At 43.5% G+C, this 13,433-nt stretch carries 12 protein-coding genes and 1 tRNA gene; 2 read left to right on the forward strand and 11 right to left on the reverse strand.

Going from position 1 to position 13,433, the window contains the following annotated elements:
- Positions 1-83: 83 nt before the first annotated feature.
- From DRB05_RS17935 to DRB05_RS17940, 3 genes are all read right to left on the reverse strand, one after another.
- Positions 84-737, reverse strand: coding sequence for a hypothetical protein (locus DRB05_RS17935; protein WP_128728144.1), 654 nt, complete (start codon positions 735-737; stop codon positions 84-86).
- A gap of 181 nt (positions 738-918) precedes the next feature.
- Positions 919-1,041, reverse strand: coding sequence for a hypothetical protein (locus DRB05_RS23115; protein ID WP_275669093.1), 123 nt, complete (start codon positions 1,039-1,041; stop codon positions 919-921).
- Positions 1,042-1,367: 326 nt separating this feature from the next.
- Positions 1,368-2,360: a hypothetical protein gene (locus DRB05_RS17940; protein ID WP_128728145.1), complete on the reverse strand. Its 993-nt coding sequence runs from the start codon at positions 2,358-2,360 to the stop codon at positions 1,368-1,370.
- A 328-nt stretch (positions 2,361-2,688) separates the two neighbouring features.
- Here DRB05_RS17940 and DRB05_RS17945 point away from each other — a divergent pair, with 328 nt between their 5' ends.
- Positions 2,689-3,648 carry an integron integrase gene (locus DRB05_RS17945; RefSeq protein ID WP_128728146.1) on the forward strand — a complete coding sequence of 320 codons (960 nt, stop codon included), beginning with the start codon at positions 2,689-2,691 and terminating at the stop codon, positions 3,646-3,648.
- A 272-nt stretch (positions 3,649-3,920) separates the two neighbouring features.
- Here DRB05_RS17945 and DRB05_RS17950 read toward each other — a convergent pair whose 3' ends face one another.
- Positions 3,921-4,355, reverse strand: a complete 435-nt coding sequence (locus DRB05_RS17950) for an AAA family ATPase (RefSeq protein WP_128728398.1) — start codon at positions 4,353-4,355, stop codon at positions 3,921-3,923.
- Between the two features lie 228 nt (positions 4,356-4,583).
- On the opposite strand from DRB05_RS17950, the gene asnS reads away from it, so the two are divergent.
- Entirely contained in the window at positions 4,584-5,981 is a 1,398-nt protein-coding gene (gene asnS / locus DRB05_RS17955; RefSeq protein ID WP_010379069.1) for an asparagine--tRNA ligase, read from the forward strand.
- Positions 5,982-6,076: 95 nt separating this feature from the next.
- Here asnS and DRB05_RS17960 read toward each other — a convergent pair whose 3' ends face one another.
- The 7 genes from DRB05_RS17960 to DRB05_RS17990 all read right to left on the reverse strand — a co-directional run bounded on the left by DRB05_RS17960 (position 6,077) and on the right by DRB05_RS17990 (position 13,383).
- On the reverse strand, positions 6,077-6,691 hold the full coding sequence (locus tag DRB05_RS17960; protein ID WP_010379072.1) for an FKBP-type peptidyl-prolyl cis-trans isomerase: 615 nt from the start codon (positions 6,689-6,691) through the stop codon (positions 6,077-6,079).
- Positions 6,692-6,810: 119 nt separating this feature from the next.
- On the reverse strand, positions 6,811-7,194 hold the full coding sequence (locus DRB05_RS17965) for a hypothetical protein (protein WP_010604797.1): 384 nt from the start codon (positions 7,192-7,194) through the stop codon (positions 6,811-6,813).
- A 53-nt stretch (positions 7,195-7,247) separates the two neighbouring features.
- A tRNA-Ser gene (locus DRB05_RS17970) sits at positions 7,248-7,338 on the reverse strand.
- 90 nt (positions 7,339-7,428) lie between these two features.
- Entirely contained in the window at positions 7,429-7,800 is a 372-nt protein-coding gene (locus tag DRB05_RS17975) for a hypothetical protein (protein WP_010379077.1), read from the reverse strand.
- A 234-nt stretch (positions 7,801-8,034) separates the two neighbouring features.
- Positions 8,035-11,085 (reverse strand): efflux RND transporter permease subunit, encoded by a 3,051-nt coding sequence (locus DRB05_RS17980; protein ID WP_193554586.1) that lies wholly within the window; start codon positions 11,083-11,085, stop codon positions 8,035-8,037.
- 45 nt (positions 11,086-11,130) lie between these two features.
- A complete protein-coding gene (locus tag DRB05_RS17985) occupies positions 11,131-12,168 on the reverse strand; it encodes an efflux RND transporter periplasmic adaptor subunit (RefSeq protein WP_128728148.1) in 1,038 nt (345 codons plus the stop codon).
- Between the two features lie 204 nt (positions 12,169-12,372).
- A complete protein-coding gene (locus tag DRB05_RS17990; RefSeq protein ID WP_128728149.1) occupies positions 12,373-13,383 on the reverse strand; it encodes an L-threonylcarbamoyladenylate synthase in 1,011 nt (336 codons plus the stop codon).
- Between the last annotated feature and the right edge of the window lie 50 nt (positions 13,384-13,433).

Consider the following 13,433-nt stretch of genomic DNA (forward strand, 5'->3'; position numbering starts at 1 on the left):
TCGATGAATGAATATAACGCCCGCGTAATGGGCTGGTTTGGAGCGCCAGCGGAAAACCAGTCCCAATTGACGCGTTTGTTAGCTCAACCATGTGTGTGCCTAAAAAATCTTGGTGGCTCACATAACTTCTTTTCTGTTGCGATTTTTATAGCAAAGAAACCTCCTAGTAGTGCTGGAATTGCAATACCTAAAATCCCATAAATGCCCATCCCAAAGAATATATCAACATCCCAAGCGTAGGATGTTTTGAGCCAGTTGGGGAGCATTACAAGAACAAGTAGCGCCAACCCACCACCAGCCATCATCCCCGTCTTTCCGATTTCCTCTCTTTCTCGGCGCGTTAATCCTGGAATCACTTCTGCGTGACACCCAAGGCATACAGACTTACCGAATGGCACGGTTGTCCCACAAAATGGACAACCCCAACCTTGCTCAATCACTTCATCATTTTCTGGTGGCATAGGAAGGCCTGCTTTTCTTCCCTTATTGTGATCGTCGGCTTCTCCTTCTGCATCTCGCTTCCACTTTAATAACGATGAAACCGGATAATTAAGAAAATCTGAGTCGATAAATCCAGCACATTTACTACAAAGCCAAATACCGTTTTGAGCTGACCGTCTTTGCTGTGAGGTAAGACTAGCGTTGTATCTTGGACCACCCGGAGCTGCGGCGGTTATGTGAGCGGCTATTCCAGTCTTGGTTGCCTTTTCTGGATCAGCATTTGGTCCAGATGTCAAAGCTCTACACTTTGGATTTGAACAAAGATTTCCCGCCCGATTTTGTATTACCGACTTAGTTTTTTCAGTGAAGTTATCTCTCATTGATTCTATCTTCGACTCCTGTCATAAAGAGCTAACGCCCGCATAAGGGGCAGCAAAACGTAGCGGCGATTGGTTTAAACTTTGCGATGCATCAAAACTAAACCGCCGCGTAGTTTTGATGTCCCAGCCCCCGCATTTCAGGGGGCGACTTGATGCGTTTGTTATGTGCTAAACAGCTACGCCGCTGCGTCACATTCATCGCATCTAGGAGTCCCGTCATGCTTTGCCTTAAATAAATCGTAAGTACATTTCTCTCTCTTTCCACACTTACTACATTTGTGATAATCAGGTTTAAATGGACGAGCATTTTCATAATCGTAATGCCAATCGTGATCACATGAGCTAAACCATCCCATAAAAATTCTCCAAAGTTAATTTACAAGTCAAAGCTAAATAATAGATGTCAAAATTCATATCTGGAGCCTATTCCTTTTAACAACTTGAGGGTTAACTCTCAATAAGTGTTTAACGAAACAGGGCACATAACGCCGCGCTCACCGGTAAATTTGAAGCGCAGCGTAAAATTTATCCGTGTGCAGCGCTTTGTTAAACGCCAAAGTCACCAGACTTTAGCTGCTCCTTTGCTTTTCTCATTCCAGATAAAAAACCTTCAACCATATAGCCTGACACTTTGACGATTTTTTCTTTAGTACCAAAAAGTTTTAATTCAAAACCATCCCTGTGTTTATTCAAAAACTCCTCACTAATTGTAACTCCAACAGTCTCTGTTAATTTACAACCAAACATATCAGAGTTACTACAGTCTGTGTCAGTTGAAATCTTTACCACCTCATGGTTTACACCATCTGTGTCAATGGCATTAGAAATAAAGCCCCATTTATCGAAAAAAGTAAGGTCCACATAAAGCTGAACAAGTGATATTGATTGATCCTTGGCGTTTAATGACCCCCTGATAAGCATGTCGTCATAGTATGGCGTTTTTACTTTGAGTCTTTTCTCAAAACGGTCATACTCAATCACCGCATCCATGCTTTTTTTTGATAACGGTTCACTTCCATAAAACGCTAATACATCATCTTCATTAATTTTTGTACCATCTGTATTTACGATGCTAGATAATAAAGATTTAATAATGGTTCCACCACTCAGATAATAAATTGAGCAGTCTTCTGTCACTAGCTTAGATGAGAATGCTTTATCTCTTACATAAGGTATACCTTTTATATCATCTTCACTATATCTGTATTTGGAAAGATATGGCTGTCGTGACTTGACGTCTTCTTTAGTAACGAGCCCCGTGTCAACTATTTTGAACTTTTGAGAAGTCAAGGATGAGTAATTGCCTTTATCAAGCTGCCAGACCGTTTCCTTTTCGGAATCGTAGAAAAAGCTATTGGTTACATATTTTTTAAAGTCAGGAGCAATCAAATACGCTTTGCCAGTGATTTGGTCGAAACTACAACTTTTTGAATTTGTCGCAGCTATCGACTGGGTATTGCCAGTGTATGTTTTAGGCCCAGTAGTCTGACACCCAAGCAATGGAAAAACAGCCATTATCAAAATTCCAATTTTCTTCATCTATCTCTCCTAGAGGTTGTTAGCGTTTAACATTTTATTCGTGCACATGCGCGTTTACCTCGTTGGACCAGTGAAAATGCGCACAGTTAACTATCAGTATGCAAAGAACTTATCAGCATTCTGCTAAATATACCATCTGGAAAAATGCGCATGCGCGTTTCCCAAACCTATTATTTCAAATCGAAGATATATAACCTCATGATAAACAACAATATTTTTAATTTATTCATGCATAAACGCGCAAAAATTTTTTCATTATTTCCCTTGATATCCGAGAATTCCAGATAACACTGTATACATACACAGCAATATGGGCTAAGGAGTTATCATGAGTCTAAAAAGCCCATTTCTGAAAGGTCTTCAGGAAGAAATGCGTATGCGTGGTTACAGCATTAGAACAGAAAAAACCTACCTATATTGGATTAAGGCATTCATTAACTTTCACCACAAGCGTCACCCTGAAACAATGGGAACGGAAGAGGTTACACAATTTTTAACCTTCCTTACCAACCAACGAAATGTGGCTATCAACACACAAAAAATTGCACGTAACGCGTTAGCCTATTTGTATCAGAAGCATTTGCACCATGAGCTTGGGGATTTAGGTTTTTGCTATGCCACTAAACAAAGACATTTACCTACAGTGTTATCCCCATCAGAAATCTCACTAATACTAAATGAACTTGATGGCCGTGATAGACTAATAATAGAACTACTCTATGGTAGCGGACTAAGAGTTTCAGAATGCCTCAGGTTACGTATCCAAGATATTGATATTGATAGAGCTTCGCTGACCGTTAGAGACGGTAAAGGGCATAAAGATAGGCAAACCATCCTCAGCAATAGATGCTCAAAAAAGCTCACTACATATATTGAAATGGCTATTAAAATTCAACAGGATGACAACCTTCACGGGATAGGTCCATCTCTGCCAAATGCAGTAGAACGCAAGTATCCCAACGCGTTTAGGCAGCATGGGTGGATGTTTATTTTCCCTTCCAGCAATACTTGTATCAATCCTTATACAGGAACACTTTGCAGGCACCATTTACATCAAAGTGTTATTCGTAAAGCGCTCGAGAATGCCGTGCGTAATATTCAAATAAATAAACGCGTCACCTGCCATACGTTTAGGCATAGCTTCGCAACCCATTTGCTTAAAGCTGGTCGTGATATAAGAAGTGTTCAAGAATTACTGGGCCACAATGACGTTAGTACCACACAAATCTATACACATGTACTTGGCCAACATTTTGCAGGTACAACTAGCCCGTTAGACACTATATAAATGTCAGAGCCCTTTCGAAACTCACTAGCATTACTAAAATTGGGCCAACTGAAGCTAAAAAAGTTGGTCGCACATTCCACTGCTGAATCGAAATGGAGCAGGAATGAGTTGACTAACCGGCCGCTATGTAGAATGAAACTAACATTGACGACCGTCTCTTGTTTGCTCGAAGGCGAAGTCTAAACCCGCTCTTTTTAACTGTAAGATCGGATACGATACTACCCTGTTTAACATGCACGAGCGTTGTTAGGGTTGCTCGACCCTAAGCTTTATCACCATTCGAAAAGGTGGGCCATTTTTGAAATTGTTTTCAAGCCAATGCCATGGCTATTACGTTTGGCATATAAATGCTGTAGGGACTTATCTTTAATTTCACCAACAATGACTTCTTTCACTTGATAACCCATTGCCACAGCAGCTGACGCATAAGCAACAAACTCCCACTTCTTGATATTGGTGTTGTCTACAACGACCAAAGGGATATCTTCAGCTAAGGCATTAATAAACCGGGCTAAGTTTAAATTGTGATATTCTGAAAGGCGTTGTTTTTCAAAATGATACTCGCCGTTTTCATTAAGAAAATAATCATCGGTTGAACAGATAAAATACTGTGTTTCATCGCCGGAGACGAGATCGTCGGCTAGCGTTTGCGCATAATGCGATTTTCCAGAGCCAGGTAGACCCCTCAAAATAAAAACTTGTTTCATCGAGTTTTGAACGTCACTGTTAGTATTAATAAAGCTATTTTTATCATCGAACATTCATAATGCCACAGTCCGACTGTTTTTTCATGGCTTTTACTCATTCTTTTCAGCCCAGTTTTTTGCATTTCAGTGTTTTTTTATTTGTCCATCGCAGGTAAGATACGGCTTACATGACGATAAGACACTCTGTCTTTTAATTTACAAATAAAAAATAAATCATTTGGAGTAAAGATGAGCCACACAGCGATAACGGAGCTACTAGCAGGCACCGTTGCGGTTGACAGCCAAGTAACAGTAAAGGGCTGGATCCGTACACGACGTGATTCAAAAGCAGGTATTTCATTTCTAGCCGTTCATGACGGTTCTTGTTTTGACCCTATTCAAGCCGTAGTCCCTAATTCGCTGAATAATTATGACGAAGTGACTCGTCTTACTGCTGGGTGTTCAGTAGCGGTGACTGGTGTGCTTGTACAATCACAAGGTCAAGGTCAATCTTTTGAGATCCAAGCGAACAGCGTTGAGGTATTAGGCTGGGTTGAGAATCCAGATTCATACCCAATGGCTGCAAAACGCCACAGTATTGAATACTTACGCGAACATGCGCACCTTCGCCCTCGCACTAATGTTATGGGCGCGGTTACGCGTGTACGTAACTGTCTTGCGCAAGCTATTCACCGTTTTTATCATGAGCGTGGCTACCAGTGGATCAGCACGCCTATCATTACCGCAAGTGACTGTGAAGGCGCAGGCGAGATGTTCCGTGTATCTACACTTGATATGAACAACCTACCACGCACAGACAAAGGCGATGTAGACTATTCAGAAGACTTTTTTGGTAAAGAAGCATTCTTGACCGTATCTGGTCAGCTTAACGGTGAAACATACGCGAGTGCCCTTTCAAAAATCTATACTTTTGGTCCAACATTCCGTGCTGAAAACTCAAACACTTCTCGTCACTTAGCAGAGTTTTGGATGGTTGAGCCTGAAGTGGCATTCGCCGACCTTAACGACATCGCAGCGCTTGCAGAAGACATGTTGAAGTATGTGTTTAAAGCAGTACTTGATGAACGTCGTGATGATATGGAGTTTTTCGCACAGCGCATCGAAAAAGATGCCATTACTCGCCTAGAATCATTCATCGATAAAGACTTTGCTCAGGTAGATTACACAGACGCTATCGAAATTCTAAAAGCATGTGATAAAGAGTTTGAATTCCCTGTTGAGTGGGGCGTCGACTTACAATCAGAGCACGAACGTTACCTTGCTGAAGTACACTTTAACGCACCAGTAGTTATCAAAAACTACCCTCGTGATATCAAAGCATTCTACATGCGCCAAAACGAAGACGGTAAAACCGTTGCCGCTATGGACGTCGTTGCGCCTGGTATTGGTGAAATCATTGGTGGCTCACAGCGTGAAGAGCGTTTAGATGTGCTAGATGCGCGTCTTGAAGAGATGGGCTTAAACAAAGAAGATTACAGCTGGTACCGTGACCTACGTAAGTATGGAACAGTGCCTCACTCAGGCTTTGGCCTTGGCTTTGAGCGCTTGGTTGCTTATGTTACTGGCATGGGCAACGTACGTGACGTTATTGCCTTCCCTCGTACTAAAGGCAGTGCGACTTACTAAAGTCTTGTCGAACAGCCAAAGTTGTGTTCTCAGCAGCTTTGGCTAAACGCAAAAAGGCCTTCATTGAGAAGGCCTTTTTTGATCACACGATACTATTATAAAACTTCTAGTAGCTCTACGTCGAAAATTAGCGTTGAGAAAGGTGCGATTGCAGCACCTGCACCACGCTCGCCGTATGCAAGCTCATGCGGTACGTATAGACGCCATTTAGAACCTGCAGGCATCATTTGAAGTGCTTCAGTCCAACCTTTGATCACGCCATTTACTGGGAATTCAGCTGGTTGGCCGCGCTCGTAAGAGCTGTCAAAAGTCGTACCGTTGATTAGAGTACCGTGGTAATGAACGCGTACTTTTGAATCTTCAACAGGCTTATCGCCTTCGCCAGTTTCAACTACTTCATACTGAAGACCTGACTCAGTTACTGTTACTTCAGCACGTTTCGCATTTTCTTCTAGAAATGCAACACCTTCAGCAGCTAACACTTTAGCTTCTTCTTCACGACGCTGTTGGATCTCAGCATTGATCTTCTCAAATGCCGCTTGAATTTCAGGGATCTCAACGCGGAAGCTGTCACCAGCATAAGCGTCTTTCATACCTTCGAATACAGAGTTAAGGTTTAGACCTTCAAAAGGGTTTGCTTTAAGTTGCTCCCCCATTTGTAAACCAATACCGTAACTCGCTTTATCTGCGTCTGTGTTGAATTGAGACATAGTCTTTCCATATTTTTTATTAACAAGAATCTTAGATTGTATCACAGCCAAAATAGGCAAGATACCGGAGCTGCTTGATTATCAAGCAGTCAAGCTATTCGTCGGACACAAAAAAACCGCTAACTAGCGGCTTTCTCTTCGGCATATTGTTTGAGTTTTTTCATTACAAAGGTTGCAAATGGCAGCAATAATACAAGACCAATATTAAGCTCATCACTGTACTCTCCCAAGCTACCAACAAAGTAGTGTCCAAATCCAACCACACCAAATAATGCAATAACCACACTGGCGATTTCTGGCCAAGATTTTTCATATTTAGTGATCAGATGGCCAACAAGGCAATTGAATAAAAAAACATGCAGCAGCGTCATTGTGATATCAGGGTCTTGTTGCGAATCAATCGACAACGTTAGCGCCATATTTAGACCACTAAGATAAAAATAACTAAATACAATCCAAATAGAACTATGTTTTATTATTGCCATGTTACTAGCCGCAGACATACACGCCTCCAAACGAAAAAAACCGCCATTTGGAGGCGGTTTTGGGAATGAGGTGGCGGAGAGATAGGGATTTGAACCCTAGATACGCTATTAACGTATGCCGGTTTTCAAGACCGGTGCTTTCAACCACTCAGCCATCTCTCCGTTGTTGGCGCGCATTTTATGGAGTTATCCATCGGTTGTAAAGCACTATTTCAATTTTTGCATTCAAAAGCGCAAATAATAGCCGAATAATCAATAATATTGCTTTGGCCTTTTGGCAATGTAAGCAAAAATACAACTGGCGATAACCATTGCTATCACGATTATCCCTGAATCAATCATGCCAATGACTGCATTTTTTGCAGGCAGCACTTTTTCAATGATAACCGGAATAGATGAAAACAACACTACGGTACTGAGCACTTTGAATGCTCTGGAAAAATCAAATCGCTTGGTGTAACTCATCCATGTTGTTAGTAATCCTAATACCAAGATAGGCGCTAATAGCCCCATCCATATCTCACTGGTATAACTCGATAATGCAACGGTTGCCGTGCATCCTATCAAGCTCCAAATAATCCAGGCGGTCCAATTTTCCCGTTCTTTTAAAAATAAATTACCCATGACACATCTTCTTTCAATTAGCTTGTTATTTTTATTATTGTTATAGAAAACAGGATTTACTGTCTTAGAGTAGCAAACATAATGGCTATAAAACAACCACATCGGTTGTGACAGTTTAAATAATGAAAAGTTCAACAAAAAGTATCAAAGAATGTGTTACCACAACATTAATCGTTGTATAAAAAAAGCGCAGCTATTGCTGCGCTCAACTTACTTTATTTTTAACGGGGGAATTTAACTTTCAGCTTTATCAAGTTCATCCACTAATAATTTGGTTTCATCCGCCCTCGGTTTCGTAAATCTCGCTAAACCGAGATAAACGACAGGTGTGAGGTAAAGCGTAAAGAAAACCGCTAAGCCTAAACCGCCAAATACAACCCAGCCGATTGCATTTCTCGACTCTGCACCTGCGCCAACCGATAAAATCAACGGTAAAGCACCGAGTAATGTAGATACCAAGGTCATCATGATAGGACGCAAACGGATCACCGCGGCTTCTTCAACAGCTTGTCTTACTGACCGTCCTTTATCACGTAATTGATCTGCGAACTCAACTAACAAAATGGCATTTTTAGCAATTAAGCCAATCAACATCACTAAGCCGATTTGCGAATATATGTTTAGCGAAGTTCCAGTAAGATACAGCGCCAATATGGCAGAGGTGATCCCAAACGGAACTGTGATCATCACGACAACGGCACTGTTTACACTTTCAAATTGCGCAGCAAGTACGAGCAACACAATCAAGAACGCCAGCACGTAAGTAAGTAACACTTCATTGGCCGTTTCTTCAAACGTTAAGGCTTCCCCTTTAAACGCCAGCGTCACGCTGTCAGGTAAACTCTGATCTGCCAGCGTTCGTAATTTTTCAACCACTTCTGCCATAGGCATGTCTTCTGGCTGTTTCATATCCAGCTCGATACTACGACGCTGTGCGTGGCGTTCAAGCTCAGCAGCTACGCCCTCTTCGACAATAACGGCGAGGCTACTTAGCGGAACTAACGCACCAGTGCGGCTGCCAACATAAAGGTTAGCCAAATCACTTGGATCTCTGATGGTATGGTTTTGAGCCTGCAGCATAATTGGTATGGATTGGTCGCCAACATTCAAATCAGCAACATCATCGCCATTAATCGCCGCCCTAAGCGTCGTTGAGATATCACTCAAACTAACGCCAAGCTCTTCTGCTCTTCTGCGGTCAATGTTTACGCGCAGCTGAGGTTGTGAGGGTTGATAAGAGATTTGTACCGGAGCCACGTCTGGCATTTCTTTTTCAACCAAAGCCGCAAATTGTTGCGCTGCTTTAAAAATCTCTAAATAGTCATTACCAAGTAGCGCAAGCTCGATACCACCACCTTGGCCTCTTAGGTTTAAGCTATTTGCTCCAAAGGCACGCGCAGGCGCACCGGGTATATTACCAAGCGGTCCTCTGATCTTATCGATAATTTCCTGTTGCGAGAAATGACGCTCATCCCAATGCTTTAATGGCACAGTGATAAATACAATATTGGGATCCCACTGACCAACAACCGTATAGATTGACTCTATTTCTCCGCTTTCTACAAAGGGTAATAAAATGTCTTCCATTTGTTTGGCCTGTCTATCCATAAAGTTAAGACCAACACCGTCAGGCCCTCTTGCGAAAATGCGAATTTTACCTCTGTCTTCAGATGGCAAAAGTTCATTATCCAATTGCGAATAGAGCGCACCAGATAAACTCGCAATAACCACAAATACACCAAAAGTTAGCCATGCATGGTCAAGCACCCAGTGGATCGTACCGCGATACATTTCTGCGAGTTTCACACCAATACTCGAAAACAAGTGCTTTTTGCTATCTTGCTTTACTTTTAACTTAGACGTTAATGCTGGCACCAATGACAGTGCCACAAATGAAGAAATAATCACGGCACCAGCTAACACGCCACCAAACTCCCTGAACAGTCGGCCCGCAGTTGAGGGTAAAAAGGCGATCGGTACGAATACCGCAGCAAGTACTGCGGTTGTCGCAACTACAGCAAAGAAGACTTCTCTTGTCCCAAGTACTGCCGCAGCGCGACGACCTATCCCTTCGCCACGACGACGCTGAATATTCTCACTAACAACAATCGCATCATCGACGATAAGTCCAGTGGCCAACACCAGTGCTAGCAAGGTTAAAATGTTAACAGAGAAGCCAAGCGCCCAGATAAGCGCCAAAGAGCCGATAAGCGCGACCGGGATCGCAAAAGCTGGAATAAGCGTCGCACGCCACGAGCCAATAAATACCCAAAGCGTGAATACCACCAGCAATATGGTTATCACTAAGGAGCTCAAGACTTCATCTACGGATGAGCGAATAAACTGTGCATCATCGGAGGTGACGAATAGCTCCAGATCTGGAAAGCGTACTTTTATCTTATCAACTAGCTGCAGCACTTCGTCTGAGATTTCAATGGTATTGGACTGTGCTTGGCGAATGATCTCAAGCCCAATTACAGGCTCTCCGTCGAGTCTCACCATAGAACGAGGATCGGCCGGTCCAAAATACACAGAGGCAATATCCCCCACCCGAGTCTCACCACGAATGATGATATCACTCACCTGCTCAGCGGTTACAGAAGTGGCATCGGCACGGACAATCAGCTGTTGATCGTTCGACTTTAAACTGCCGGCGGGCACATCAAACGGGGCTTGTCTTAGCGCCGCAGCTACATCTGGAACGGTTAGATTAAAGCTTGTCAGTTTTAAGGGATCAAGTCTTACGCGCAGCACCCGCTCTCTATCGCCGTTCAGGCGCACATCGGCCACGCCTGGAATAGTTAAAAACTGCGGCGCTAAGTCTTTTTCTACTCGCTCGGTCAATCCTTCAAGTGTTAAAGAGGCACTACTTACAGTTAAAGACACCACGGCTTCTGCATCATTATCCGCTTTAATAATGGACACCCGTTCAACTTCTTCAGGTAGCTCTCTTTGTACTCGAGAAACGGATTCGCGTGTTTCGTTGGCTGCATCATCTAAATTGATGCCCGGACGAAATTCAACAACAATCCTCGCATTATTTTCTTCACTTTGTGCACGAATGCTCTTTACACCACTGACGCGCGCGACTGCGCCTTCTAACTTACTCGTGACTTCGGTGTCGACAGTTTCAGGCGAGCCGCCAGGAAACGATGCGGACACCGTTAAACGCGGCCTATCTACATCGGGCAGTTCACGAACTTCAACGCCGGCAAGAGCAGCAATACCTGCAATAATAATCAATAAATTTAATACAACGATTAATACCGGACGGCGAATTGCCATCGACGGTAAATCTTGTAACTGTGGTAACTCCGGTTTAGTCACGATTTATTCCTTCGCCAGTGCATTCGTCACCGCAATTTCTTGCCCAGGACGAAGACGTTGCACCCCTTCTACAACTAATAACTCTCTTGCAGCCAAATCGCCTGATACCAGCAATTTACCCGGCAAACGCTGTTGGATTTTCACATCAATACGCTTAGCTTTACCATCTACTTCTTTCCATACATAAGGACCTGTTGCGCCCCAAAGTAATGCAGCTTCAGGAATAACGGCAAACTCTTCACCTAATACCGTTAGCGATACTCTAAAGCTCATTCCAGGCAAAAAACGATCATTGCGGTTTTCAAAGATGGCTTTGATTTTTAGTGTGCGGGCTGTTGGGTCTATTCTAGAGTCCATTTGCGCTATCTTTGCGTCTATCCGTGTTGAATTATCATTCCAAGGTGTCAGTAGCACGCTATCGGTCGATTTAAGCATGCCATACGCCGATTCCGGTGCCGCAAATTGAACATACAACTTATCAAAATTATCGATACTCGCAATCGCGGTTTGGGTGGTAATGCGATCTCCAACCTCAACGTCGGTGAGTCCCATTACGCCAGAAAAAGGGGCGATCACTTGGCGGTCTTCTAATTCATTCTCAGCTTGGATCAAGGCGACCTTTGCTAAGTCTCTGTCCGTTACCGCTTTATCTAATTCATTAATTGGGACGGCACCGCGCTTTTGACTATCAGTTAGGCGGTCGACGGTGCGCTGCGCATCTGCAAGACGAATTTTAGCTTCTTCAAGCGCCGCTTTTTGGCGGCGTGAGTCTAGCTCCAATAGCAAAGTACCCGCTTTAACCTCATCGCCCGGTTTAAAATGTACCGCAGTCACCCTATCACCAATCGCGGGATACAAAATAACCGATTGAATAGCTTCAGCATTACCTACAGCCTGAATTTGCTGGCTACTGCTTTCAAATTGAATAGGCTCTGCAATCACTTGCGAAGGTTTCGCCAAAGCGGCATTAGTTATCAGCATAGTGGCCGTAAAAACCACCAAGCGCGTTACTTTACACATATTAACCTTAATAATTTCCATTGTTCTTAGCTATATTTGAGTGTAACAGTTAATCACTCACATCAAGATAAACTATTCGATAACACACAGTATAAGTGCGATGAGATGCAGTATGCCTTGCAGCGTTTCAAAGGCAAGATAAGCTCATGTAAAGTAAGGTAAAGTTATGTAAAGATTGAGGGAGAGGGAGAGTGAGGCGCGATAAACTACCGCGCCAAATCATGACTATTGTGCGGCCGCGCGCATCAGTCTATCGTTAACATCGCGCCACTCGGGCGCAGTTGGTGGTGCTTCCAACAAAATCTCGGTTGCACTTGATTGATCCAACTGATGTAACCCGTGATAAAGGCCCTGCGCATATTTGGCTTTGTCAGCACCAAGTTTGAGATCCACCAGCTCGTTGTTTGCTGAATTCTCAGAGAGCATTCGCTCAATTTGCGATGAATAATACAATACACCGGTATTCGCTTCGCACTGGCCGCATAGGCGAGCAACTAACTCTTCCGTTGACAACAGGGTGAGCGGTTTGCTTGGTTGATAATGGGCTTTTACGTTACCAGGGACTGCTACAGTGTGTACATCAGGCTCATCCACTTCAATATTGAGCACCGCTTCAAGTGCAGCTTTAGTAATAGGGCCTGCTCGCAAGATCCTCGGTGTGGCTGAAGATATATCGACAATAGTAGACTCAAGTCCCACTTCACATGGGCCGCCGTCTAACACAGCTGCTATCTTTCCCGACAATCCAAACAATACTTGTTCGGCGGTGGTTGGACTAATTTTTTTATAAGGGTTAGCAGAAGGCGCAGCAAGCCCGGAGTTAATGTGCTGTAATAATGCTAGCATTGCAGGATGATTTGGCACACGTATACCCACGGTTGGGTGGCCGCCTGTCACTATGTCGCTCACATGTGCTTGCTTTTTGGCAACGATCGTCAGTGGTCCCGGCCAAAACGCATCAGCTAAAGCGTCAAAATAGTCAGGTAATGTTTCCACCCACTCAGTGACCAAAGACTTGTCAGCGAGGTGTACGATTAGCGGGTGATCAGCTGGGCGTCCTTTTGCTGCAAAGATTTTTTTAACCGCATCGGGTTGCTTTGCATCTGCTGCTAAGCCATAAACGGTTTCTGTTGGAACCGCAACAAGTTGACCATCACGTGCAAGTTCAGCTGCTTGCGCCACTGCGCTTGGATCAGTTGCCAATAAATGTAAGGTTGTTAAGCTCGCTTCGCCCACGTGTCTTTCTCGCTGTAAAAAATGGACGCGAATTATAACCAATTTAAAAT

Origin of the sequence: Pseudoalteromonas sp. A757 (assembly GCF_004103285.1) — a bacterium.
Classification (GTDB): Bacteria; Pseudomonadota; Gammaproteobacteria; order Enterobacterales; family Alteromonadaceae; genus Pseudoalteromonas; species Pseudoalteromonas galatheae.

Coding starts and splice junctions, on each gene's coding strand:
- DRB05_RS17980 (WP_193554586.1), bottom strand. CDS start 11,085: ATGGCAATTCGCCGTCCGGTATTAATCGTTGTATTAAATTTATTGATT.
- DRB05_RS17965 (WP_010604797.1), bottom strand. CDS start 7,194: ATGTCTGCGGCTAGTAACATGGCAATAATAAAACATAGTTCTATTTGG.
- DRB05_RS17960 (WP_010379072.1), bottom strand. CDS start 6,691: ATGTCTCAATTCAACACAGACGCAGATAAAGCGAGTTACGGTATTGGT.
- DRB05_RS17940 (WP_128728145.1), bottom strand. CDS start 2,360: ATGAAGAAAATTGGAATTTTGATAATGGCTGTTTTTCCATTGCTTGGG.
- asnS (WP_010379069.1), top strand. CDS start 4,584: ATGAGCCACACAGCGATAACGGAGCTACTAGCAGGCACCGTTGCGGTT.
- DRB05_RS17975 (WP_010379077.1), bottom strand. CDS start 7,800: ATGGGTAATTTATTTTTAAAAGAACGGGAAAATTGGACCGCCTGGATT.
- DRB05_RS17950 (WP_128728398.1), bottom strand. CDS start 4,355: ATGAAACAAGTTTTTATTTTGAGGGGTCTACCTGGCTCTGGAAAATCG.
- DRB05_RS17985 (WP_128728148.1), bottom strand. CDS start 12,168: ATGGAAATTATTAAGGTTAATATGTGTAAAGTAACGCGCTTGGTGGTT.
- DRB05_RS17945 (WP_128728146.1), top strand. CDS start 2,689: ATGAGTCTAAAAAGCCCATTTCTGAAAGGTCTTCAGGAAGAAATGCGT.
- DRB05_RS23115 (WP_275669093.1), bottom strand. CDS start 1,041: ATGACGGGACTCCTAGATGCGATGAATGTGACGCAGCGGCGTAGCTGT.